The sequence below is a fragment of the Pelagimonas sp. KU-00592-HH genome, assembly GCF_040369695.1.
GTDB lineage: Bacteria > Pseudomonadota > Alphaproteobacteria > Rhodobacterales > Rhodobacteraceae > Shimia.
The window spans coordinates 579,995-603,730 of the sequence record NZ_BAABWM010000002.1 but is presented as its reverse complement, the minus strand read 5'-3'; the positions used below and the strand labels follow the sequence as shown (position 1 = coordinate 603,730).

Sequence of the window (23,736 nt, the reverse complement as noted above, 5' to 3'; positions counted from 1 at the left end):
GCTGATGCGCCGCCTGTCCCAGCCCACCAGCGGATTGCTGTCGTATTTCACACGCCACGGGACGGCGGCGAACCTGTTGCTTGTGGTGCTCGTGGTGGCCGGCCTGATGGCCTTTCCGAAGATGCGGGCGCAGTTCTTTCCCGATGTGGTTGTTGACTATGTACGCGTGAGTGTCGACTGGGAAGGAGCCGGGGCCTCGGACGTGGACAACGCCATCGTGCAGGTCATGGAGCCCGCGCTTTTGGCGGTGGAAGGCGTGGAAAGCACCGAGTCCCGCTCGGTTGAAGGCAACGCGCGGATCACGCTGAACTTTGAGCCGGGCTGGGACATGGCGCGGGCCGAGGATTCGGTTGAGGCGGTGGTGGATTCCATCGACACCCTGCCGGAAGAGGCCGAAGAGCCGACAGTGCGGCGCGGGGGCTGGCGGGACCGGGTGACGGATGTGGTGATCACCGGGCCCTTGGACCCGGAGCAGCTTGGCCAGTATACCGATGAATTCGTGGCGCGGCTGTTTGCCGAAGGGGTGACGCGCACAACGATCCGTGGCTTTGCCTCGCCCGAGACGCTGATCGAAGTGTCGATGGTCGACCTGATGACTCATGATCTGAGCATTGCCCAGATCGCGGCGGCGATTGCGCAAGAGGTGAATGCCGATCCGGCGGGGGCGGTGGATGGAGCCAATGCGCGGGTACGTACGGGGATCGAGAAACGTGCACCGGACCAGATCGCGGCGATTGTGCTGCGCTCGAATTCGGATGGCAGCAAGTTGACGATTGGCGATGTGGCCACGGTGAGGGTCGAGGCGGCGACGCGCAAGCGGGCCTATTTCGTGGGCAATGATCCCGCGATCTCGATCCGGATCGACCGCAGCGACAAGGGCGATGCCATCGGCATTCAGGAGACCGTGGAAGAGGTGGCCGCCGAGATGCAGGCAACCCTGCCGCAGGGTACGACGATCGAGTTGATCCGCACCCGTGCCGAGGCGATCACGGGGCGTTTGAATATCCTGCTGGACAACGGGGCTATGGGGCTGGTGCTGGTATTGTGCCTGCTGTTCCTGTTCCTGAACGCGCGTATCGCCTTTTGGGTGGCAGCGGGTATTCCGACAGCGATGCTGGCCACTGTGGCGATGATGTTTGCCTTCGGGTTCACCATCAACATGATCTCGCTGTTTGCGCTGATCATCACGCTGGGCATCGTGGTGGATGATGCGATCGTGGTGGGCGAACATGCAGATGCGCGGGCGAGACGGTTGGGCGAGGCACCCTTTGTCGCCGCAGAGAACGCGGCGCGGCGTATGGCGATGCCGGTGTTTTCATCGACCCTGACAACGGTGATCGCCTTCTTTGGCCTGACGGTGATCAGCGGGCGTTTCGGCGAGTTGATCGCGGATGTGCCCTTCACGGTGATCGTGGTTCTGCTGGCATCGCTGGTGGAATGCTTCCTGATCCTGCCGAACCACATGGCGCATGCGTTGAAACATACGGTGAAGGACCATTGGTACGACTGGCCGTCGCGCAAGGTGAACCAGGGATTCCGTTGGGTTCGCGAAGTGTTGTTCCGCCCCTTCATCCGTTTCGTGATTTGGGCACGCTACCCCGTGCTTGGGTTGGCGATTGTGGCGCTGGCGTCACAGCTGGCGTTGTTCATCCAGGGGGACGTGAAGTGGCGGTTCTTCAACGCGCCGGAGCGGTCTTCGGTGACGGGCAATTTCATCATGCTGCCCAGTGCGACCCGCCAGGACGCCGAGGAAATGCGCCGCGAGATGCAGCGGGCGACCGAGGCGCTGGCCAAGGAATACGAAGAGAAATACGGCACCAACCCGCTTGATTACGTGCTGACCCAGCTGGGGGGCACGGCGGGCTATGTGGTTGGCGGCTCGGATATGCTGGACCCCGACCTGTTGGGCGGGATCGCGATCGAGCTGATTGATCCCGACCTGCGTCCCTATTCGAGTTTCAAGTTCGTGGCGGACCTACAGGGGGCCGTGGTCAAGCATCCGCTGGTTGATACGCTGAGTTTCCGGGGCTTCCGCTCGGGGCCGGGCGGGGATTCACTGGACGTGCAGTTTTATGGCGCGGATGCCCAGACGCTCAAGCAGGCGTCGGAAACCCTCAAGACGGCGCTTCTGGAATACCCCGAAGTTTCGGCGGTGGAGGACAATCTTGCCTATGACAAGGAAGAGCTGATCCTTGAGCTGACGCCGCAGGGGCGGGCGCTGGGCTTTGCGATTGACGATCTGGGGCGGGTGTTGCGGCATCGGCTCAATGGGCTGGAGGCGGCGACCTATCCGGACGGGCCGCGCAGCGCGGCGATCCGGGTGGAACTGCCTGCGGGCGAGTTGACCGCCAACTTTATCGAGGCGACGCGGATGCGCACGCCAGGTGGTGAATACGTGCCGCTGGCCGATCTTGTGACGGTGGAGCGGCAGACCGGGTTTTCGACGGTGCGGCGTGAGAACGGCATTCGCCTGATCAACGTAACCGGCGACATCTCGCAGGATGATCCGGCGCGCGCGGTCGAAATCGAGCGGGTTCTGGAAGAGGTGATCCTGCCGGGCATTGCCTCGGAGCTTCAGGTGGACTGGGATCTGGCGGGTCTGTCCGAGCAGGAAGATACCTTTCTTCAGGATGCGCGGTTTGGCCTGATCATCTGTCTGATGGGGATCTACCTCGTACTGGCCTGGGTGTTCTCGAGCTGGGTGCGGCCCGTGGTCGTGATGGCGATCATTCCCTTTGGCCTCGTCGGGACGATCTATGGCCACTATTACCACGAGGTGCCGCTGTCGATGTTCACGGTGGTGGGGCTGTTGGGGATGACGGGGATCATCATCAACGATTCCATCGTTCTGGTGTCGACGATTGACGAATATGCCGAGGAGCGGGGGCTATTCCCCTCGATCATTGATGGCGCGGCAGACCGGTTGCGGCCGGTGTTCCTGACAACGGCGACGACGGTTCTTGGGCTGGCACCGCTGCTGAGTGAAAAGTCGCAGCAGGCGCAGTTCCTCAAGCCAACGGTGATCACGCTGGTTTACGGGCTTGGGTTTGGGATGGTGCTGGTGCTGCTGGTGGTGCCGTCGCTCTTGGCGGTTCAGGCGGATATCCAGCGGCAGGTGACGGCCCTGCGCCGGGCGGCTGTCTCGAAGGCGCTGGGCGGCGGTCTCTGGGCGCTGGGTGCGCTGTTGCTGGCCTGGGCCGGTGTGACCGTGGGTGCGCAGGCCGTGACCGGCGCGCCGTTGCCGTTTGTAAGCCAGCTTCTCCCGATGCTGGTCGGGGCGGAGGCTGTCGTGGTGCTTGGGGTCTTTATCCTTGGCGCGGCGCTGGCCTGTGTGCTGGCCTATTTCCTTGCGCGGATCACCTTTGAGCTGCGTCAGAGGATGAACGCGGGCTGAGAGAGGATCAGCCCGGTTTGCAGCCGGAAATGTCGACCGCGTGTTTCTTGCCCAGAACCGTGAAGCGCAAGGCGGAGCGATCCACCATGAAGGGCTCTGCGTTGCCGTGCAGCACTTCAGTCTGGGTGACCAGCGTGTTGCCTTCGCGGTGGGTCTTGCCCTCGGCCACCCAGAGACGCGGGTTGCCGGTTTCCATGACCGCGATTTCGGGCGCACCGGCGCTTGGCATCTTGATCCGCGCGGTCACGCGCAGCCCGTCTTCGATGGGAGAAATGCGGCAGGTGACGTCCTTGACGCCGGCCTCATCCGCCGAGAAGGGGCGATTGGCGATGGCGGCTGTGATCTTGGGATCGCGCTTGACGAGGTCCGGTGTCAGCTTGGCCGAGACGCGCAGGCGCTGCGGCACGCAGATGTCGCGGCAGACGCCGATGTCGAGCGTGGCCTTGAGGCGCACGGCCTTGCCATCGCGGCGCGGATCGATGCGCACCGGCAGGACCAGTTCTTCGGTATAGCCGATCGAGCGCATGCCGTTCTGCGAGAAGACCTCGGGGGTGGGCCATGTCACCTCGGCACTTTCGAGGTTGCCTGACCCGCTCCAGTCCAGAATCGGGGGGATGCCCGCATCGCCCGGCGCGCGCCAGTAGGTTTTCCACCCCGGATTGAGGGTGATGCGCAGGGCGGCCATGTGGTCTCCGCTTTCGGTGCGCCAGCCGGGCAGCACTTCGGCCTGCACGACGCGGTCGAAGGATTGCGCCTGAGCGGTGACGGCAGCAAGGGAGGTTCCCAGGGCGAGGAAAAGGGCAGGTAGTTTCATGACTCATTACTTGGGGGATGACGGGGCGGTTGCCAACTCACATTCGGGCGAGGAAATACGTGATCTCTGTAACATCCGGGTGGATTTTATGCACGCGGGGCTTGCAGAGACGGGGGGAGAGGCGCATCTTGGAAGGGAAAGGGAGAGGCGCACCTTGAGCGAAAAACCTGAAGCACAGATGGACCTTACGGGAAAAATCCTGATCGCCATGCCGGGCATGGGAGATCCGCGTTTCATGAATTCTGTGGTTTTGTTATGCGCCTACAGTTCGGATGGGGCGATGGGCCTGATCGTCAACAAACCGCTGGCGCAGATGGGTCTCAAGGACCTGATGGAGCAGCTTTCGATCAAGATGGCGGCGGATGACGGGGATGCTGGGCTGTATTTTGGCGGTCCGGTCGAGACGGGCCGGGGATTCGTGCTGCATACACCGGACTATAATTCCGAGATTTCGACCTTGAAGGTGAATGACGCCTTTTCGATGACGGCCACGCTGGACGTGCTGGAGGATATTGCCAGTGGGGATGGTCCCGAGGCGGCGCTGGTGGCGCTGGGCTATAGCGGCTGGGGGCCGGGGCAGCTTGAGGGGGAGATCGCGGCCAATGGCTGGCTGATTGGTGATCCCTCGCAGCAGTTGATTTTCGGGGCCGCCGATGGCGAGATCTGGAGCGATGCGATGAAGGATCTCGGGATTGATCCGATGCTGTTGTCGGATACGGCGGGACACGCCTGAGACGGGTTTTAGGGGGCGTTGCCCCCTCTCGGGCCTGTGGCCCGTTCACCCCCAGAGTATTTTTCGTGCGATGAAGATCAGGGTCGTGGCGCAGCGGCGCGGCGCAGGCGATCGTTGATGGCGCGGCCGAGGCCGTGATCCGGGATTGGCGAGACGGCGATGGTCTCGGGGCCAAGCGCATCCATGGCATGCAGATGGTGGAACAGGTTGGCGGCGGCTTCGGTCAGGTCGCCCGCCGGGGAGAGGTTCATCGTGGCCTCGACTGGTTCGACTGGGCCGAAGCCGAGCAGCATTTCGCCTGCGTTCAACGTGGTGGCATTGAGACGTATCGAGGCGCCGGGCGCATAGTGCGAGGTCATCTGGCCGGGTGCGGTGAGGGGATCGCCGGACTGGTGGATCGCAAGCTCTGCGCCGAGGGCCTGTTCCAGGGCTTCGACCGGCAGGCCGCCGGGGCGCAGCAGGGTCGGGGTGCCGGCAAGGCCGAGGATGGTGGATTCGAGGCCAACGCCGCAGGCACCGCCATCAAGGATGGCTTCGATCCGGCCGGAGAGGCCCTTGTCGACATGTTCGGCCGTGGTCGGGCTGATCTTGCCGGAAGGGTTGGCCGACGGGGCGGCGACGGGGCCGTCGAACTCTGCCAGCAGGGCGCGGGCGACCGGGTGTTCGGGCACGCGAATGGCCAGCGTGGGCAGTTCGGCGGTGACCAGCGGTGACAGGCCAGTGTCGTGGCGGATCGGCAGCACCATGGTGAGTGGGCCGGGCCAGAAGGCCGAGGCCATGCGGTCGGCGGTTTCGCTCCATTCGACATAGCGTTTGGCGGTCTCCACCGAGTCGACATGCACGATCAGCGGGTTGAAGCGGGGGCGTCCCTTGGCCTCGAAGATACGGGCGACGGCCATGTCGTTGCGGGCATCACCCCCGAGGCCATAGACCGTCTCGGTCGGGAAGGCGACGAGGCCGCCCTCGGCAAGGATGGCGCTGGCGCGGGTGTATCCGCTTGCATCGGGCAAGAGTTTTGCTGTTTCCAAGGCGGGTATCCCGTGACGCTGCGTTCTTCTTTGATAGGACAATTGGTACCCTGTACCGTAGGGCGCAAACCTGCATACAAGCGCCGAAACTTAAAGCCAAGCCGCAACTTTTGGAGAGTGCCATGCCCTATCGCGCCCCCGTCCCGGACTATCAATTCCTGTTCGAGCATGTCGTCGACCTTGGTCAGGTGACAGCCACCGAGCGTTTTGCCGAAGCTGACAGTGACGTGGTTGATGCGATCCTGATCGAAGCCGGGCGCATGTGTGAAGAGGTCATGCATCCGGTGCAGCGCAGCGGCGACGAACAGGGCGCGGTTCTGGAAAACGGTGTCGTGCGCACCTCGCCGGGCTTTGCCGAAGCCTATGGCCAGATCGCGGAAGGCGGCTGGATCTCGACCAGCGCAGACCCCGAGTACGGTGGCATGGGGCTACCGCATACCATTACGACGGCGGTCAACGAGATGATGTCGGCGGCCTGCCTGTCGTTGCAGCTGAACCCGCTGATGACGCAGGGCCAGATCGAGGCGCTGGAGCACCATGCAAGCGACGAGATCAAGGCGATCTACCTGCCCAAGCTGGTGTCGGGGGAATGGTCGGGCACGATGAACCTGACCGAGCCGTCGGCCGGGTCTGACGTGGGGGCGTTGCGCTCGAAAGCCGAGCCGAATGGCGATGGGTCTTACGCGGTGACGGGGCAGAAGATTTTCATCTCCTGGGGTGACAATGACTTTACCGGCAATGTCTGCCATCTGGTTCTGGCGCGCCTGCCGGACGGGGTGCCGGGCACCAAGGGGATCAGCCTGTTCATCGTGCCGAAGTACATTCCGGACGAGAACGGTGAACCCGGTGTGGCCAACACCCTCAAGGTGGTGAGCCTTGAGGAGAAGATGGGCCTGCATGGTTCGCCGACTGCCGTGATGCAGTTCGACGGTGCGCAGGGCTGGTTGATTGGTGAGGCGCACGACGGGATGCGCGCCATGTTCACCATGATGAACAACGCGCGCCTCGGCGTTGGCTGTCAGGGCATCGGGGCCGCGGAAGGAGCGTTCCAGCACGCCTTGGCCTACGCCCAGGAGCGCAAGCAGGGGCGGTCGCCGATTGCTGATGGCACCGGCACGATCATGGATCATGCCGACGTGCGCCGGATGCTGACCACGATGAAAGCGGATATCTTCGCGGCGCGGGCGATTGCGCTGTCCTGTGCGGTTGCGATCGACATGGGCACGGCGACCGGTGACAAGGACTGGAAGGCGCGCGCGGCGTTCCTGACACCGATCACCAAGGCCTTTGGCACCGACACGGGCATTTCGGTTTCGGAGATGGGTGTTCAGGTGCATGGTGGCATGGGGTTCATCGAGGAAACCGGTGCGGCGCAGTATTCCAAGGATGTACGTGTGACCGCGATCTACGAAGGCACCAACGGCATTCAGGCGATGGACCTTGTGGCGCGCAAGCTGATGGATGGCGGCGAGGCGGCCTATGCCATCCTCGAAGAGATCGAGGCCAATGCGGAAGCGGCGCGGTCGACGCTGCCGGAGCTGGCCGAGCCGGTCTGGGAAGCCACTGAAACCCTGCGCGAAACCACCGAGTGGCTGGTGGCGCAGGAGAACCTGAATGACCGTTTTGCCGGTGCGGTGCCGTTCCTCAAGGGGTTTGCCCGCGTGCTGGGCGCACATTTCCATCTGAAGGCGGCCATGGGTGAGGGCGCATACGGCGCGCGCACCAAGCTGGCGCGGTTCTATATCACCCGCCTGCTGCCGGAACATGCGGGTCTGCTGGCACATGCTGTGCGCGGGGCGGAAGACCTTTATGCGCTGAGCGCTGACGAGCTGGTGGCGTGAAGGACGCCGTGGTGAACGGTATCCGCTATCCGTGGGAGACGCCCCCGGCAGAAGGTGAGGCCATCGAGGTGGCCGAGGGGGTGCTGTGGATGCGCCTCCCGCTGCCGATGGCGCTGGATCATGTGAACATCTATGCGCTGGATGACGGCGATGGCTGGACCATCGTCGACACCGGTTTTGCCTCGAAACGCAGCAAGGCGATCTGGGGCAAGCTGTTGGCGGGGCCATTGGCTGGCAAGCCGGTGACGCGGGTGATCGTGACGCATCACCATCCCGACCATGTCGGCCTTGCCGGATGGTTCCAGACCGAACACGGCGCGTCGCTTTGGACATCGCGCACCGCGTGGTTGTTCGCGCGGATGTTGCAGTTGGACGAACAGGCGGTGCCGACGCAGGAAACCATGGCCTTTTACAGGGCCTGTGGCATGGACGAGGACTATTACCGGGAGCGTGCCAGCGAGCGGCCTTTCAACTTTGCGGATGTTGTCGACCCCATGCCGGTGGGGTTCAAGCGTCTCAAGGAAGGCGACGTGGTGCGAATCGGTGGCCGTGACTGGGACGTGCATGTGGGCAATGGGCATGCGCCCGAGCATCTCACGTTCTGGAGCCGGGATGACAATCTCGTGATGGCGGGCGACCAGATCCTGCCTTCGATCAGCTCGAATATCGGGGTTTATGCCACGGAGCCGGATGCCGATCCAGTCGGCGACTGGATGGAATCCTGTGAGCGCCTGTCGCAATACGCGCGGGACGACCATCTTGTTCTGGGCGGTCACAAAGTGCCTTTTACAGGGCTGCCGATGCGGATGCGCCAGTTGATCGAGAACCATCATGGCGCGCTGGACCGGCTGCGGGATCACCTTGAGACGCCGAAGACGGGGGGCGAGTGTTTCCTGCCGATCTTCAAGCGCAACATCGAGGGCGCGGCCTATGGGCTGGCGCTTGTCGAAGCGATTGCCCACCTTAATCATCTGTATCATGTTGGGGAGGTAACGCGCACCAAACGCGAAGACGGTGCGTGGCTCTGGCAACGAAAAGGGTGAGTGACCATGGGTGACGAGATCGAAACGTCGGCGGAAGCGGCCGAAGCTGCTGCGCTGCCGCGACGCCACGAGGTACATGCAGATCCGAATGTGGAGCCCTGCAAGGATGTGCCCGAGGCGGTGGCCAAGACACCGGTGGCCCAGAAGAGCCCTGCGGAATGGGCCTATGAACGCCTGATCCTCTATATCCAGAATTTCGAGGAGCAGCTCGACAACGAGCACGAAGTCGCGATGGGGTTCACCGGCGGGGATGCCGGTGTTCTGCGGATCGAGGGCATGGGCTTTTTCGATCCGGACATGGTGACGTTTTACGGCACTGATTCCTCGGGCATCAAAACCCAGCTGGTGCAGCACGTCAGCCAGCTTTCGGTGATGCTGCGCGCCCTGCCGAAACAGGTGGAACGGGACCAGCCGAACCGCATCGGGTTCCGTCTGGCGGCCGATTTGGGCAAGGTCGGGAACTGAGCCTTTCTGGCACGGGGTGGCTGGTGCCGCCTTGTGTGGCTTTGCCTTTCAACGGGACGACGACAATGGAAGAAGCTGCGATTGCGCGGGCCTTGCATGTGCTGGGTGTGGTGCTCTGGATCGGGGGCGTGGGGTTTGTGACTACGGTTCTTTTGCCGTCGGTGCGGCGCATGAAAGATCCGGCTGAACGGGTGGCGTTCTTTGAGGCGATCGAGGGGCGGTTTGCCTGGCAGGCGCGGGGGACGACCCTGCTTGTGGGGCTGTCGGGGTTTTTCCTCGTGCATCACTGGGGGCTTTGGTACCGGTTCATTGATCTGGCGTATTTCTGGATGCACCTGATGGTGCTGGTCTGGCTGGTGTTTTCGGTGATGCTGTTCGTGGCCGAGCCCCTGTTCCTGCATCGCTGGTTTCACGAACGGGCCAAGTCCGATCCGGAAGGCACGTTCCGCATCATCCAGCGCATGCATTGGGTGCTTTTGACCCTGAGCCTCGTCACCGTGCTGGTTGCGACGGCAGGAAGTCACGGTGGGCTGGCGTTCTGACAGCCTGCGCCGCATTGACGTGGTGACAGGGCGGATCGAATCCGCTATCCAGCTAAAAAACACGATTTGCTGAGGAAACGCGAAATGGCTGATCACAAACACGGCTCGATGAACATCGACGTTCAGGAAAAAACCTTTGCCGGCTTCATCAAGGCTTCGACCTGGGTGGCAGGCGTGTCGATCGGGATCCTGATCTTCATGGCGCTGGTCAACGGCTGATCTGATCCGTTTTTTCCCTTTCCGGGGGTATCTCATGTTTCGAGTGGTTCGCCTTTGTATGGCGTTGGCGGCGGTCGGGTTTCTGGCCGCCTGCGCAGTTAACGAAGACTCCGGTGTGGATCTGAACGTGGCCGACGTGGCCTATGTACACGACGGCCCCACGCGCCTGACCCTTTACACCATGGTGTCGAATGACACCGGGGCGGGCGCACATACTTCTCTTCTCATCAACGCATCGCAGCGTGTTGCCTGGGACCCCGCGGGGAGTTTCCGGGCCGATACCATCGTGTCGCGCGGGGATGTGGTTTATGGCATGACGCCCGCGATGGTGGATGTCTACACGCGCTTTCATGCGCGCGAGACCTATCACGTGATCATTCAGGAACTGGATGTGTCGCCCGAGGTGGCCGAGATCGCGTTGCGCCGGGCGCAGGCTATGGGTGCGCAGCCGCAGGCGACCTGCGCCCTGAGCACGGCCGAGTTGTTGCGCGGTGTGCCGGGGTTCGAGGATATGCCCTCGTCCTATTATCCCCGCAAACTTGAGGAAGCCTTTGCCCGCAAGGGGCCGGTGACGCGCGAGTTGTTTGAATACGACGGCGACGACAAGTCGAAGGTGCTTGAGGCTTATAATGCGCAGCGCGTGGCCGAGACCCGCGCGCGTCGCAAGGCAGAGGCCGAAGCGGCCGAGTAATCAGCCCAGCAGGTAGAGCAGTCCGTAAAGCGTTGCCGCGCCGCCGGTGATGCTGAGGATGACGTTCTTTGTGAAGTATCCCAGACCCAGCGTGACAAAGGCCGCGGCCATGCGGGCGGGATCAGTTTCGCCACCGGTGGCCGCGGGCCACATGACGGCGGGCGCCACGAGACCGGGCAGGACCGCGACAGCGGTATAGCGCAGGTGGCGCAGGATCCACGGCGGCATATCCCTGTCGCCGATGATGCCGGTAAAGACAAAGCGCAGCCCGAAGCTGCCGAGGCCAAGGCCGATGATCACGATCCAGAGGGTTGTGGAGTCGATCATTTCGCGGCCCTCCGTTCCGTCCAGAGTTCAACCTGTGCACCGGTGATCATGCCGCCGATGCCAGCGACCATAAGGCCGAGGTTGTAGGGCACCCATGCAAAGGCGATGGACAGGGCGACCGAAACAAAGGCAGCCGCGATATGGGCCGGTGTGCGCAGCATCGGGCCGATCATCGCGAGGAAGGTGATCGGGACCGCAAAGTCGATGGCGAATTCCGGCGGGATCGACTGGCCGACAAGGGCGCCGATCAGCGTGAAGAGATACCAGTTCGGGCAGATCGCCGTGACCACGCCAAAGAAGTAGGCGAGGCGGTCGGGCACTGTCATTTCGGGGCGGGTTTCATATTGGACGATCGACAGGGCGTAGGACTGATCGACGGTGAAATAGGCGGCGAAGGCGCGTTTCCAGAGAGGCGCGGCCCCGATGTAGGGCGTTAGAGACGCCGAATACATCGCCATGCGCAGGTTCACGGCCAGCGCCGAGGCGAGCACGATGATGGTTGGTGCGTTCTCGGACATCAGTTGCAAGGCGGTGAACTGGGCCGCGCCGGCGATCACCACGATCGAGAAGGCCATTGTCTCGTAGACATTTAGTCCCGCTTCGGTGGCGATCACCCCGAAAAGCAGGGCAAAAGGACCGACCACGATGGTGAACGGCAGCCCGTCGCGAAAACCTTTCCAATAGGCGGATTTGGTGCTGGAGGATGCCATCTCGGGACCATAGATTGATGAAGTGCGTCCGAACCGACGTAATACGATGGGAGCGGAGTTTCAATTGGCCACGCGTGATGATGTTTCCGACTATGTGATTGCCCCCGACCCAGAGCGGGCGGGGCTGACGCGCGCCGTCGAGGGCGTGGACCAGAACGGCGAGGCGATGGGTATTGCCGTGGTCGAGGAGCGGCCCCTGACGATCTACCTCAACAGTCAGGAGATCGTGACGGCGATGACCATCGGGGATTACCCCGAGTACCTAGCGCTCGGGTTCCTGCGCAATCAGGGCATGTTGAGCGAGACCGACGTTGTGACACGCGTGGATTTCGACGAAGAGCTGGAGACCGTCGTGGTGCGCACCGAGGTCGAGACCAGCCACGAAGAAAAGCTGAAGAAGAAGACGCGGACCTCGGGCTGTGCCGTGGGGACGGTGTTCGGCGACATGATGGAGGGGCTTGAGGGGGTGACCCTGCCGCAGACGCAGGTGAAGACCTCGGACCTTTACGCGCTGGCGCACCGGATCAACCGCACACCGTCGCTTTATCTTGAGGCGGGTGCCATTCATGGCTCGGTTCTGTGCGAAGGGGCGCGGCCCTTGGTCTATATGGAGGACGTGGGCCGCCACAACGCGGTGGACAAGATCGCTGGCTGGATGTTCGACGAGGGCGTATCGGGCGCGGACAAGGTGCTTTACACCACCGGGCGGCTGACGTCGGAGATGGTGATCAAGACCGCGCTGATGGGCATTCCGGTGCTGGCGTCCCGTTCCGGGTTTACCGCCTGGGGCGTGGACATCGCGCGGCAGGTCGGCCTGACCTGCATCGGCCGGATGCGGGGGCAGCGGTTTGTCTGCCTGTCGGGGAACGAACGCCTTGTGCGGGATGTGGACCCGTCGACGGTGCCGGACGAAGGCAAGAAGCATCGCCGGAAGAGTGCTGAATGATCTGTACAGGGCAGGGGACGTCCTCGGGCGGAAGCGAAGCGCCCGCCCATGGGGGCGGACGGGCGCTGCCCGGTCTGGCGACCGGGCTTGGTAAATTTGATGGAGACCTCACATGACAGATCCCTTCGGCGTTATCCTTGCAGGTGGTCTCTCGTCCCGGATGGGCGGGGGGGACAAGGGGCTGCTTGATCTGGACGGGCGGTCGATCCTTGGCCATGTGGTGGACCGGCTCGCGCCGCAGTGTGGGGCGATGGCGCTGAATGCCAATGGCGATCCGGCGCGGTTTGCGGATCTGGGCCTGCCGGTTTTGGCCGACAGTATTGATGGCTTTGTCGGGCCACTGGCCGGTGTGCTGGCGGGTCTCGACTGGGCCGCGGGTGAAGGGGCCGAGATGATTGTGACCGCCGCCGCGGACACGCCGTTTTTCCCCGAGACGCTGGTGGCCGACCTGATGCAGGCCGCGGACGGGATGGCGGCACCGCTGGCGCTGGCGGCGACGCGGGACCCCGAAAGTGGCAAGTTGTGGCGGCAGCCGACCTTTGGCCTTTGGCCGGTGGCCTTGCGCGATGATCTGCGTGCCGCCCTTGAGGGGGGATTGCGCAAGGTGGTGATCTGGACCGACCAGCACGGGGCGAGGACCGTGGAATTCCCGATGGGACAGGTTGATCCCTTCTTCAACGTGAACACGCCGGAAGACCTCGACACGGCCCGGCAACTTGCCCAAGGTTGAGCGATGAAGATTTACGGAGTGACCGGCTGGAAGAATGCCGGAAAGACCGGGTTGATGGAGCGTCTGGTGAGCGAGATCACTGGGCGCGGGTTCACCGTGTCGACGCTGAAGCACGCCCATCACGCCACCGACGTGGACCAGAAAGGCACCGACAGCTATCGCCACCGCGATGCCGGGGCGCAGGAGGTTCTTTTGGCTTCGGGCAAACGCTGGGCGCTGATGCACGAGTTGCGCGGTGCCGAGGAGCCTTCGCTGGAGGCGCTGTTGGCGCGGATGTCGCCGGTTGATCTTGTGCTCATCGAGGGGTTCAAGCGCGAACCGCATCCCAAGGTCGAAGCCTACCGCGAAGCCGCCGGAAACCCGTTGATCGCGCGTGAGAACGATACGGTGCGCGCCATTGCCACCGATACGCCGCTCGATATCGATCGGGTGCAGTTCGATCTGGATGACACCAGCGCAGTGGCCGATTTCATTTTGCAGGAGGTTGGCCTGTGACCCTGACCCCCCCGCCACTCAAGAACGATTGTTTTGCCCTGCCGCCGGGTACGCACTGGACGCCGGTGGATGAGGCGCTGGCAGAGTTGCAGGCGCGGTTGCATGCGGTGACGGGTATGGAAACCGTGTCTCTGGATGCGGCGCTGGATCGGGTGCTGGCCGAAGACGTGGTGGCCGCGCGGTCGAACCCGCCGCAGCCGAACACGGCGGTGGATGGCTATGGTTTGCGCCATGCCGATATTGTCGAGGGACCGCAGGTTCTGCCGCTGGTCGACGGGCGGTCGGCGGCGGGTGCGCCATTTGACGGTGTCTTGCCCGCGGGTCACGCGGTGCGCGTGTTGACCGGGGCGACCCTGCCGGAGGGCGTGGACACGGTGATCCTTCAGGAGGATGTGACGACCAACGGGGCCGAGATTGCCTTTCACGGGCCGTTGAAGAATGGCGCGAACACCCGCAAGGCGGGTGAGGATGTGGCGGCAGGCGATGTGATCCTGTCGATGGGGCGGGTCCTGACACCGGCCGATCTGGCGCTTTTGTCGGCCACGGGCACGGCCGAGGTGCAGGTACGCAAGCGGTTGCGGGTGGCGGTTGTCTCGACCGGCGATGAACTGGCCGAACCGGGTAGCGTGGCACGGGCGGACCAGATTTACGATGCCAACCGTCCAATGCTTTGTGCGATGATCCGGCGGTTCGGGTTCGAGGCCGTGGACATGGGCCGCGCGCCCGATGATCGCGCGAAACTGTCGGCGTTTCTGGACGGGGCGGCAGCGCGGGCGGATGTGATCCTGACGTCGGGCGGCGCTTCGGCGGGGGATGAAGATCACCTTTCGGCGCTGCTGAACGAGACCGGATCAATGACCCTGTGGCGGATTGCGATCAAGCCGGGGCGGCCGCTGGCGCTTGGTCTCTGGCAGGGAACGCCGGTTTTCGGCCTGCCGGGCAACCCCGTGGCGGCGATGGTCTGCACCTTGGTTTTCGCGCGGCCCGCAATGGGCCTTTTGGCGGGGCAGGGCTGGCAAGAGCCGATGCGCCTTTTGTTGCCGGCGGCGTTCTCGAAGAACAAGAAACCGGGGCGGCGCGAGTATCTGCGCGCACGTCTTGTGGATGGGGCGGTCGAGGTGTTCCAGTCGGAAGGGTCTGGCCGGATTTCGGGGCTGTCCTGGGCGACGGGATTGGTGGAATTGCCGGACGAGGCGGCTGTGATTGCGCCGGGCACGCCGGTCACGTTCATTCCTTACGAGGGGTTTGGTCTTTAGTCGAAAATCCCCGCGACCCGGCCCAGCAGCATGAAGGCACGGGCGGTGCGGGTGTCGGAAAGGGCGACGATTTCGGCGTCCGAGGCGGCCTCTTCGAATTCCACGAACGTCTTGTCGAAGCGGCGCATGAAGTGGTGCGCGGCGTCGCGGAAAATCGGATCCTGTTTCATGCGGCCTGCGGTCAGGGCAAGGGACGAGCGATCCCGCACGCCACCCAGTTGGGCGATGATGCGACCACGTTCGCCGCTGGCAAAGCGCCGCCAGATTTCCGGACGGGCCGGATCGGGGCGCAGATCGTCCATGTAGATGCCATCCTGGCTCAGGAGGGTCAGCACGTCCTGGCTTGCCTGGATCAGCTGCGAAGCCTGACGATCCTTGAGGGCGCGGCGCAGGGCGGCAAAGCCGTCCTTGTCCTCGGCGTTTTCCGGGAAGTTCAGGGCGCGGATGAAATCCTCGCGTTCCAGCGGCGGGGTCAGGTCTTCGGCGGGGGTGCCAAGGGCGAGAAGCCCCTGATCTTCGGCGATCTGTTCCACGACGGGCGTTTCCACCGGCTTGCGGATGCCGCGATCGCGGTCGTTGCTGCGCGAGGTGGTGAAGGTGGCGAGTGCAGTTTCGGTTTTGCGCTGCGCGGCGGCGATCTCGTCAAGCTTGCGCTGAACGGTGGGTTCGTGCGCCTGCGAGAACCCCTGTTGCTGGCTCACGTAGGTGCGGCGCATCCCGTCGATGGCGGCCTGAAGGCGCTGGCTTTCCTCGCGCATGACACGGCTTGAGCGGGCGGCGGTGGCCGCCACCCAGATCATCGCGACCGGCATGAAGATCGCAACCAACGTCATGACAAAACGCAGGGCATCGGGTTCTGCCGTGCCTGAGCCAAGGGTCAGAAAGAAGGCGGCGGACCCGCCAAGCCAGACAAGGCTGAGCACCAGCGCGATCACCTCGACACCGGTGACCGACTTGGGTGCCGGCTGCCGGTTGATGTCGAGATGTGTCTCGGTCTGTTTGCCGGTGCTGTCGCTCATGCCGGTTTCTGTCACCTCGCTTGTGCCGATCCCCTATTTATAGGCGATCTCAAGCACCTCGTAGCTTTTTTCTCCGCCGGGGGTACGGACCTCGACGCTGTCGCCTTCTTCCTTGCCAATCAGCGCGCGCGCGATGGGCGACTTGATGTTGAGGAGGCCCTTTTCAACGTTGGCTTCCATTTCGCCGACGATCTGCCAGGTTTTTTCCTCGTCGGTGTCTTCGTCGACAAGGGTGACGGTGGCGCCGAACTTGATCGAGCCGGAGAGCGTGGTCGGGTCGATGACATCGGCCAGCGAAATCGCGCCTTCGAGTTCCTTGATGCGGCCCTCGATAAAGCCCTGCTTTTCGCGGGCAGAGTGATACTCGGCGTTTTCCTTGAGGTCGCCAAGTTCACGCGCCGAGGCGATGGCCTCGATGATGGCGGGGCGTTCGACCGACTTCAGATGTTTCAGTTCCGCTTCCAGCGCCGTGAAACCGGCGCGCGTCATCGGGAGTTTTTCCATGAGTTGCTATCACACTTTCTTGTTCTTGCGTCCGTGGCGCGCAGACCTCGGAATTCAGCGGTGCAAATACCTGACCCAAACGCGAATGTGAATGCAAGTAAAAGCGGACTTTCTGCGTCGCGGCATCCGGGTTTCGGTGCGGGGCTGCTCAAAAGGCGGGAGACCGTAAAAATACGGTGATTCACGCAATTTGGAGCGTTTTCACGTGCAGCAGGAGCTTCCCTGAGCCGGACGGAGGAAAAAACTGTCGAATTCCCCAGCGTTCTGTCCGTTAAACGGCACTTTCCTGTCGCGTTCCGATTGACGTTTTGTTCCCAGACGCGCTAGCAACTGCGAAACAATATTTCTCCAGCCACTCGAGGAAGGAAGCCGGATGTCCGAGATCGAACGCGAAGCAATGGAATATGACGTTGTCATCGTCGGTGCAGGCCCTGCGGGTCTGTCGGCGGCGATCCGTCTGAAGCAACTGGATGCCGACCTGAACGTCGTGGTCCTTGAAAAGGGCTCGGAAGTGGGCGCGCACATCCTGTCGGGTGCGGTTCTCGACACCTGCGGTCTCGACAAGCTGATTCCGGACTGGAAGGACAAGGGTGCCCCGATCACGGTGCCGGTGAAAGAAGACAACTTCTACATGCTGGGTGAAGCCGGCGAAGTGCGCATCCCGAACTTCCCGATGCCGCCGCTGATGAACAACCACGGCAACTACATCGTGTCGATGGGCAACGTCTGCCGCTGGATGGCGGAGCAGGCGGAAGAGCTGGGCGTGGAAATCTTCCCCGGCATGGCGTGTTCGGAACTGGTCTACGGTGACAACGGTGAAGTCAAAGGCGTTGTTGCCGGTGTCTTCGGTTTGGAAGAAGACGGCTCGATCGGCCCGAACACCGAACCGGGCATGGAGCTGCACGGCAAGTACGTGTTCATCTCGGAAGGTGTGCGCGGGTCGCTGGCCAAGGAAATCATCGGCAAATACGACCTTCAGGCGGGTAAAGAGCCGCAGAAGTTCGGTGTAGGCATGAAAGAGATCTGGGAGATCGACCCGGCCAAGCACAAGGAAGGCACCGTTACCCACACCATGGGCTGGCCGCTGGGTTCGAATGCTGGTGGTGGCTCGTTCATCTACCACCTCGACAACAACCAGGTTTACATCGGTTTCGTGGTTCACCTGAACTACAAGAACCCGCACCTCTTCCCCTACATGGAATTCCAGCGCCTCAAGCATCACCCGATGATTGCCGAGCTGCTGGAAGGCGGCAAGCGCGTGGCCTATGGCGCGCGTGCGATCTCGGAAGGTGGCTATCAGTCGATGCCGAAGATGGTGGCTCCGGGTGCGGCTCTGCTGGGCTGTTCGGTGGGCATGGTCAACGTGCCGCGCATCAAGGGCAACCACAACGCGATGCTGTCTGGTATCGCGGCGGCGGAAGCGGCTGTTGAAGCGATCAAGGCTGACCGTTCGGGTGATGAGCTGACCGCCTACGAAGAAGAAGTTCGTACCGGCGCCATCGGCAAAGACCTCAAGAAAGTGCGCAACGTGAAGCCGATCTGGTCGAAGTGGGGCCTGATGGCATCGCTGACGCTGGGTGGTCTGGACATGTGGACCAACACGCTTGGTTTCTCGCTGTTCGGCACGTTGGGTCACGGCAAGAACGACGCGGATTCGACCGAAGCCGCCGACAAGCACAAGCCGATCGATTATCCCAAGCCCGATGGCAAGCTGTCGTTTGACCGCCTGACCAACGTGTCCTTCGCGATGACCAACCACGAGGAAAGCCAGCCGTGCCACCTGCGCCTGGCGGATGCCTCGGTGCCGATCAACGTGAACCTTGCGAAATTCGACGAACCGGCGCAGCGCTATTGCCCGGCGGGCGTTTACGAGGTCGTCGAGAAAGACGGCCAGCCCGAGTTCGTGGTGAACTTCCAGAACTGTGTTCACTGCAAGACCTGTGACATCAAGGACCCGAGCCAGAACATCACCTGGGTCACCCCGCAGGGTGGCGACGGCCCGAACTATCCGAACATGTGATCCGATTTGGATCTTGGGGGAAGGGCTGCTTTTGGGCGGCCCTTTTTCTTTGCCCTGATGGCGGTGACATTCTGCTTGCGTCGACTCGGGGCGCGGGGCAACGCTTTGGCCGATGAACATGCGTGCCTTTCTTTTCGAGAATGCCCCCTATCTGACGGTCGGGGTGCTTCTGACCTTCCTGTCGAGTTTCGGGCAGACCTTCTTCATTTCGATCTTCGCCGGTGAAATCCGTGAGGCCTTTGATCTGAGCCACGGGGAGTGGGGCGGCCTCTATATGATCGGGACGTCGCTCTCGGCGCTGGTCATGGTCTGGGCCGGTAGCCTGACCGATGTGTTCCGGGTGCGCAGCCTTGGGCCGGTGATCCTTGTCGGGCTTGCGCTGGCCTGTGTGGCGATGGCCGTGAACCCCTATGCGGCGCTGCTGCCCGTGGTGATCTTTGCCCTGCGGTTCTTCGGGCAGGGGATGAGCAGTCATATCGCGGTGGTGGCGATGGCGCGCTGGTTCGTGGCGCAGAGGGGGCGGGCGCTGTCGATTGCCACCTTGGGGTTCTCGATGGGCGAGGCGCTGTTGCCGCTGATCTTCGTGGCACTGATGGCGCTGTTCGACTGGCGGCTTCTGTGGCTGATCGGGGCGGTGCTGTGCCTGATGGGCGGGCCGATCCTGTTCTGGCTTCTGGGTAAGGAACGCACGCCGCAGATGCTTGCCAAGGGGGACAGCAATACCGGCATGGAGGGGCGGCATTGGCGGCGGCGCGAGGCGTTGCGCCATCCCCTGTTCTGGACCCTTGTGCCTTCGGTTCTGGGGCCATCGGCCTTTGTCACGGCGTTCTTCTTTCACCAGGTGCATTTTGCCGAGATCAAGGGCTGGAGCCACGTGCAGCTTGTGGCCTTCTTTCCGCTTTATACGCTGGTGTCGATTGCGGCGATGATTGCCTCGGGCTGGGCGCTGGACAAGGTGGGGACGGGGCGGCTGATGCCGTATTTCCAACTGCCGATGGTCGCGGCCTTCCTCGTGTTTGCAGTGGCCTATGGACCGGGGGCAATGGCGGTTGGCTTTGTTCTGTTCGCGATGACCACCGGCGCGAATGCCACATTGCCCGCGGCCTTCTGGGCCGAGTTCTATGGCACGGCCCATATCGGGGCGATCAAGGCGCTTGCGGCGGCTGTCATGGTGCTTGGGTCGGCCATCGGGCCGGGGCTGACCGGGTGGCTGATCGACATTGGCGTGGGGCTTGAGGTGCAGTTTTTCGGTGTTGCCGGATATTTCCTTCTGGCCTCGGGGGTGATGGCCATGGGCATTGCCAGGGCGCGCACATCCCTGGGGTGAGCGTGGATGTGCCGAAACTGGCATCGCAAGAGGTGAAACCCGCGTGATCTGCGGCTTTGTGCCATTGCACAGCCTTGGTCGGGTGAGTACCTTTTGCGGGACGTGCCTTTGAAGGAGCCGCCCGTGTCCAGTACCCTGATCCGCAAACTTACCCTTTCCCTGCTGTTGGCCACCACGGCCATTCCGGTGGCTGCCGACGGGTTGTCGGGCAGTTACCTTGCAGCGCGGCAAGCGGCCTTTGCGAGCGACTACGAGGCGGCGGCGCGCTATTATGCGCGGGCCCTGGCGCGTGATCCTTCGAACCCGAAAATCCTTGAGAGTGCGGTGCTGGCCTACCTGTCGCTTGGGCGGCTGGACGGGGCGATGCCGATTGCGCGCAAACTTGTGGCCGAGGAGCAGGAGAGCCAGTTGGCCAATCTTGTTCTGGCAACGGGGCAGGCACAGCGGGGCGAGTTTTCGAACCTTCTGGCGGCGATCGAGGATGGCAAGAGCATCGGCCCGCTGGCGGATGGGTTGATCAAGGCCTGGGCGCATCTTGGTGATGGCGATATCTCCAAGGCGCTAGCCGCGTTCGATCAGGTTGGCGAAGAGCCGGGTCTTGCGGGGTTTGCGGCCTACCAGAAGGCCCTCGCGCTGGCATCGGTCGGGGATTACGAGGGCGCGAACGAGATTTTTTCAAACGAAGGGCAGGGGGCGGTTCAACTGACGCGCCGCGCGGTGATGGCGATGGCGGAAGTTCTGAGCCAGCTTGACCGGAATGCCGACGCGATCCAGTTGCTTGACGACATGTTCGGCGGCGATCTGGACCCGAGCCTGCGGGCGACACATGATGCGCTGACCTCGGGCAAGATGATCCCCTTTACCTATATCCGCAGTGCCACGGACGGGATTGCCGAGGTGTTCTACAGCATCGGCAACGCGCTCCAGCATGAGGCCTCGCCGGATTATACGCTGCTTTATGCGCGGGCGGCCGAATACCTGCGCCCGGATCATTTCGAGGCGCTTTTGCTGACCGCAGGATTGCTTGAGGAACTGGGCCGGTACGAGCTGGCGACAGAGACCTACAAGAAAGTGCCTGCGGATCACCCGTCGTATCACGCGGCGGAACTTGGGCGGGCGGATGCCTTGCGGCGGTCCGGCAAGGACGAGGCCGCGATCGAGGTGCTGGAGCAACTGGCCCGCAGCCACGGAGAGTTGTCGATCGTGCATTCCTCGCTTGGCGATCTGTTCCGCCAGCAGCGCGACTATGAGGCGGCAACCCAAGCCTATGACCGGGCGCTGGACCTTGCGGACGAGGCCGACAATTCAAAGTGGTTCCTGCTCTATGCCCGTGGCATCTGCCATGAGCGCACGGGCGCGTGGGACAAGGCCGAAGCAGATTTCCGCGCGGCGCTTGAGCTGCGCCCGGAGCAGCCGCAGGTTCTGAACTATCTTGGTTATTCGCTGGTCGAGAAGCAGATCAAGCTGGACGAGGCGCTGGACATGATCGAGCGTGCCGTGGCGGCGCGGCCGGACAGTGGCTATATCGTCGATAGTCTCGGTTGGGTGCTGTATCGCCTTGGCCGCTATGAAGAGGCGGTTGAGCACATGGAGCGGGCGGCCGAGTTGATGCCGGTGGACCCGGTGGTGAACGATCACCTTGGCGATGTGTACTGGGCTGTTGGCCGGGTGCTGGAAGCCGAGTTCCAGTGGCGGCGCGCGCTGTCTTTCGTGGATGAAGAAACCGAGGAAGAGGCCAAGCCGGACCGCATCCGCCGCAAGCTGGAAGTGGGGCTTGATTTGGTGCTCGAGGAAGAGGGCGCAGCGCCCCTGAAGGTGGCCGATGGCGACTGAGGCATTTGCGCCCGCCAAGATCAACCTGACCCTGCATGTGACCGGCCAGCGCGAAGATGGCTATCACCTTCTGGATTCGCTGGTGGTGTTTGCCGATGTCGGTGATCGGGTGACCTGTGCGCCCGGTGAGATGTCTTTGCATGTGACCGGCCCCCTGTCCGAAGGGGTGCCGACGGATGGCCGCAACCTTGTTTGGCGTGCGGTCGAGGCGCTGGGGACAGAGGCGCGTATCACGCTTGACAAGCACCTGCCTGCGGCGGCGGGAATTGGTGGTGGATCGTCCGATGCGGCCGCGGTGATGTGGGCGGTCTGCGAGATGCTTGGTGCGGAGATGCCCGCAGATCGCGGCCTTTCCCTTGGGGCGGATGTGCCGGTTTGTACGCTGGCGCGGGCTGCCACGATGCGCGGGATCGGAGAAGAGATTGCGCCGGTGGCGGATGTGCCGGAGTTGCCTGCGGTTCTGGTCAATCCGCGCGTGGAGGTTCCCACGCCAGCCGTTTTCAAGGCGCTGGCAACAAAGGACAATCCGCCGATGGGGGCGATCCCTGCCGGATTGGATGTGGCATCGTTCTGCGACTGGCTGGCGACACAGCGCAATGACCTTGAGCCGCCCGCGCGGGTGGTAGAGCCGGTGATCGACAGGGTTTTTGAGGCGCTGGACGGCGCGCTGCTGGCGCGGATGTCCGGATCGGGCGCGACATGTTTCGGGATCTATGAAACGCAAAACGCCGCCCGTGAGGCGGCGCTGCGTATTGCCGAGGACAACCCCGATTGGTGGGTTGTGGCGACCAAACTTAGTTGACGCGGGCCACCACGTAATCGGCCAGATCAATCAGCAGGCTGCGGATTTCGTGCTCGGGCAGGGTGGCGATGGCGTCTTTTGCCTTGGCCGCCCAGGCCAGCGCGTCTTCGCGGGTGGCGGACAGGGTGTCGTGCTTGTTGAGCAGTGACAGCGCGTGTTCGAGATCGCCGTCGTCCTGTTTGCCCTTTTCGATGGTCTTGACCCAGAAGGCGCGCTCGGCGTCGTCCGCCTTGGCCACGGCCTTGATGACTGGCAGGGTCAGTTTGCGTTCGCGGAAATCGTCGCCCACGTTCTTGCCGGTGGCCTTGGTGTCACCCTGATAGTCGAGCAGGTCGTCGACGATCTGGAAGGCAATGCCAAGCGCGTCGCCGTAATCAAACAGCGCCTGAACATGGGCCGGATCGGCATCGGCAATGACGCCGCCGACTTCGGTTGCGGCCGAGAACAGGGCGGCGGTCTTGCCGCGCACCACCTGCAGGTAGATGCTTTCGTCGGTGCGCAGGTCCTGTGCGGCGGTGAGTTGCAGCACCTCGCCTTCGGCAATGGTGGCCGAGGCGTTCGACAGGATGCGCAGCACGTCGATCGAACCGGTTTCCGTCATCAGCTGGAACGAGCGCGAGAACAGGTAGTCACCGACCAGAACCGAGGACTTGTTATCCCACAAGAGGTTTGCGGTGGGGCGGCCGCGGCGCTGTGCGCTTTCGTCGACCACGTCATCGTGCAGCAGGGTTGCCGTGTGGATGAATTCCACGGTGGCGGCGAGGTGGATGTGGTAGGGGCCGTCATAGCCGCAGAGGCGGGCGGCCGCGAGGGTCAGCATCGGGCGCAGGCGCTTGCCACCGGCCCCGACAAGGTGGGCTGTCACTTCGGGAATTCGGGGGGCGTGTTCGCTGGCCATCCGTTCCGTGATGAGTGTGTTCACAGCCTCAAGTTCAGAGGCCAAAAGGGCGCTGAGCGCCTCATGCGGTTTTGTGGCAGCTTGATCCAAACCCATCAC

At 63.0% G+C, this 23,736-nt stretch carries 23 protein-coding genes; 16 read left to right on the top strand and 7 right to left on the bottom strand.

All coding sequences use genetic code 11. The annotated features are described in order from the left end of the window. Nucleotide 1: 1 nt before the first annotated feature. Nucleotides 2–3,394, top strand: a complete 3,393-nt coding sequence (locus ABWV42_RS10035; RefSeq protein ID WP_502930962.1) for an efflux RND transporter permease subunit — start codon at nt 2–4, stop codon at nt 3,392–3,394. Nucleotides 3,395–3,401: 7 nt separating this feature from the next. Here the strand turns inward: ABWV42_RS10035 and ABWV42_RS10030 are convergent, their stop codons facing one another. Next, a complete protein-coding gene (locus tag ABWV42_RS10030) occupies nt 3,402–4,208 on the bottom strand; it encodes a protein-disulfide reductase DsbD domain-containing protein (protein WP_353339981.1) in 807 nt (268 codons plus the stop codon). A 178-nt stretch (nt 4,209–4,386) separates the two neighbouring features. Here ABWV42_RS10030 and ABWV42_RS10025 point away from each other — a divergent pair, with 178 nt between their 5' ends. Next, nucleotides 4,387–4,941, top strand: coding sequence for a YqgE/AlgH family protein (locus tag ABWV42_RS10025; protein ID WP_353340381.1), 555 nt, complete (start codon nt 4,387–4,389; stop codon nt 4,939–4,941). 77 nt (nt 4,942–5,018) lie between these two features. Here the strand turns inward: ABWV42_RS10025 and ABWV42_RS10020 are convergent, their stop codons facing one another. Next, entirely contained in the window at nt 5,019–5,978 is a 960-nt protein-coding gene (locus ABWV42_RS10020; protein WP_502930961.1) for an L-threonylcarbamoyladenylate synthase, read from the bottom strand. A 113-nt stretch (nt 5,979–6,091) separates the two neighbouring features. On the opposite strand from ABWV42_RS10020, the gene ABWV42_RS10015 reads away from it, so the two are divergent. The 6 genes from ABWV42_RS10015 (at nt 6,092) to ABWV42_RS09990 (ending at nt 10,770) form a co-directional block, all read left to right on the top strand. Then, on the top strand, nt 6,092–7,810 hold the full coding sequence (locus ABWV42_RS10015; protein ID WP_255103600.1) for an acyl-CoA dehydrogenase: 1,719 nt from the start codon (nt 6,092–6,094) through the stop codon (nt 7,808–7,810). Beyond that, on the top strand, nt 7,807–8,853 hold the full coding sequence (locus tag ABWV42_RS10010) for an MBL fold metallo-hydrolase (protein ID WP_500151080.1): 1,047 nt from the start codon (nt 7,807–7,809) through the stop codon (nt 8,851–8,853). Before ABWV42_RS10015 ends, ABWV42_RS10010 begins: the two co-directional genes overlap by 4 nt. A gap of 6 nt (nt 8,854–8,859) precedes the next feature. Further along, on the top strand, nt 8,860–9,318 hold the full coding sequence (locus ABWV42_RS10005) for a DUF6173 family protein (protein WP_255103598.1): 459 nt from the start codon (nt 8,860–8,862) through the stop codon (nt 9,316–9,318). A gap of 65 nt (nt 9,319–9,383) precedes the next feature. Continuing rightward, nucleotides 9,384–9,860 carry a hypothetical protein gene (locus tag ABWV42_RS10000; RefSeq protein ID WP_353339979.1) on the top strand — a complete coding sequence of 159 codons (477 nt, stop codon included), beginning with the start codon at nt 9,384–9,386 and terminating at the stop codon, nt 9,858–9,860. A gap of 84 nt (nt 9,861–9,944) precedes the next feature. Continuing rightward, nucleotides 9,945–10,079 (top strand): aa3-type cytochrome c oxidase subunit IV, encoded by a 135-nt coding sequence (locus tag ABWV42_RS09995; protein ID WP_255103596.1) that lies wholly within the window; start codon nt 9,945–9,947, stop codon nt 10,077–10,079. Between the two features lie 34 nt (nt 10,080–10,113). Next, nucleotides 10,114–10,770, top strand: a complete 657-nt coding sequence (locus ABWV42_RS09990; RefSeq protein ID WP_255103595.1) for a hypothetical protein — start codon at nt 10,114–10,116, stop codon at nt 10,768–10,770. On the opposite strand, the gene ABWV42_RS09985 is transcribed toward ABWV42_RS09990, so the two are convergent. Together ABWV42_RS09985 and ABWV42_RS09980 are read right to left on the bottom strand one after the other, a co-directional pair. Beyond that, nucleotides 10,771–11,097 (bottom strand): AzlD domain-containing protein, encoded by a 327-nt coding sequence (locus ABWV42_RS09985; protein ID WP_255103594.1) that lies wholly within the window; start codon nt 11,095–11,097, stop codon nt 10,771–10,773. After that, complete coding sequence (locus ABWV42_RS09980) at nt 11,094–11,807, bottom strand: AzlC family ABC transporter permease (protein WP_255103593.1); 714 nt, start codon at nt 11,805–11,807, stop codon at nt 11,094–11,096. The genes ABWV42_RS09985 and ABWV42_RS09980 overlap by 4 nt, the downstream gene beginning before the upstream one ends. 46 nt (nt 11,808–11,853) lie before the next feature. Between ABWV42_RS09980 and ABWV42_RS09975 the strand changes: the two genes are divergently transcribed. The 4 genes from ABWV42_RS09975 to ABWV42_RS09960 all read left to right on the top strand — a co-directional run bounded on the left by ABWV42_RS09975 (nt 11,854) and on the right by ABWV42_RS09960 (nt 15,234). Further along, the gene (locus ABWV42_RS09975; protein WP_353339978.1) at nt 11,854–12,753 is read left to right on the top strand and encodes a formate dehydrogenase accessory sulfurtransferase FdhD; all 900 of its coding nucleotides are present in this window, start codon (nt 11,854–11,856) and stop codon (nt 12,751–12,753) included. A 112-nt stretch (nt 12,754–12,865) separates the two neighbouring features. Beyond that, nucleotides 12,866–13,483 (top strand): molybdenum cofactor guanylyltransferase MobA, encoded by a 618-nt coding sequence (gene mobA, locus ABWV42_RS09970; RefSeq protein WP_353339977.1) that lies wholly within the window; start codon nt 12,866–12,868, stop codon nt 13,481–13,483. A 3-nt stretch (nt 13,484–13,486) separates the two neighbouring features. Then, nucleotides 13,487–13,978 (top strand): molybdopterin-guanine dinucleotide biosynthesis protein B, encoded by a 492-nt coding sequence (mobB, locus tag ABWV42_RS09965; RefSeq protein ID WP_353339976.1) that lies wholly within the window; start codon nt 13,487–13,489, stop codon nt 13,976–13,978. Continuing rightward, entirely contained in the window at nt 13,975–15,234 is a 1,260-nt protein-coding gene (locus tag ABWV42_RS09960) for a molybdenum cofactor synthesis domain-containing protein (RefSeq protein WP_353339975.1), read from the top strand. Before mobB ends, ABWV42_RS09960 begins: the two co-directional genes overlap by 4 nt. On the opposite strand, the gene ABWV42_RS09955 is transcribed toward ABWV42_RS09960, so the two are convergent. Then, nucleotides 15,231–16,253: a hypothetical protein gene (locus tag ABWV42_RS09955; protein WP_353339974.1), complete on the bottom strand. Its 1,023-nt coding sequence runs from the start codon at nt 16,251–16,253 to the stop codon at nt 15,231–15,233. The genes ABWV42_RS09960 and ABWV42_RS09955 overlap by 4 nt on opposite strands. A gap of 33 nt (nt 16,254–16,286) precedes the next feature. Beyond that, nucleotides 16,287–16,757, bottom strand: a complete 471-nt coding sequence (gene greA, locus ABWV42_RS09950; RefSeq protein ID WP_255103585.1) for a transcription elongation factor GreA — start codon at nt 16,755–16,757, stop codon at nt 16,287–16,289. Nucleotides 16,758–17,130: 373 nt separating this feature from the next. On the opposite strand from greA, the gene ABWV42_RS09945 reads away from it, so the two are divergent. The 4 genes from ABWV42_RS09945 to ABWV42_RS09930 all read left to right on the top strand — a co-directional run bounded on the left by ABWV42_RS09945 (nt 17,131) and on the right by ABWV42_RS09930 (nt 22,739). Then, the gene (locus ABWV42_RS09945) at nt 17,131–18,777 is read left to right on the top strand and encodes an electron transfer flavoprotein-ubiquinone oxidoreductase (protein ID WP_255103582.1); all 1,647 of its coding nucleotides are present in this window, start codon (nt 17,131–17,133) and stop codon (nt 18,775–18,777) included. A 112-nt stretch (nt 18,778–18,889) separates the two neighbouring features. Beyond that, nucleotides 18,890–20,104, top strand: coding sequence for an MFS transporter (locus ABWV42_RS09940; RefSeq protein ID WP_353339973.1), 1,215 nt, complete (start codon nt 18,890–18,892; stop codon nt 20,102–20,104). A 123-nt stretch (nt 20,105–20,227) separates the two neighbouring features. Then, nucleotides 20,228–21,937, top strand: coding sequence for a tetratricopeptide repeat protein (locus ABWV42_RS09935; protein WP_353339972.1), 1,710 nt, complete (start codon nt 20,228–20,230; stop codon nt 21,935–21,937). Then, nucleotides 21,927–22,739 carry a 4-(cytidine 5'-diphospho)-2-C-methyl-D-erythritol kinase gene (locus tag ABWV42_RS09930; RefSeq protein WP_353339971.1) on the top strand — a complete coding sequence of 271 codons (813 nt, stop codon included), beginning with the start codon at nt 21,927–21,929 and terminating at the stop codon, nt 22,737–22,739. Before ABWV42_RS09935 ends, ABWV42_RS09930 begins: the two co-directional genes overlap by 11 nt. Here ABWV42_RS09930 and ABWV42_RS09925 read toward each other — a convergent pair. After that, nucleotides 22,732–23,733, bottom strand: coding sequence for a polyprenyl synthetase family protein (locus ABWV42_RS09925; RefSeq protein WP_353339970.1), 1,002 nt, complete (start codon nt 23,731–23,733; stop codon nt 22,732–22,734). The genes ABWV42_RS09930 and ABWV42_RS09925 overlap by 8 nt on opposite strands. Nucleotides 23,734–23,736: the final 3 nt, after the last annotated feature.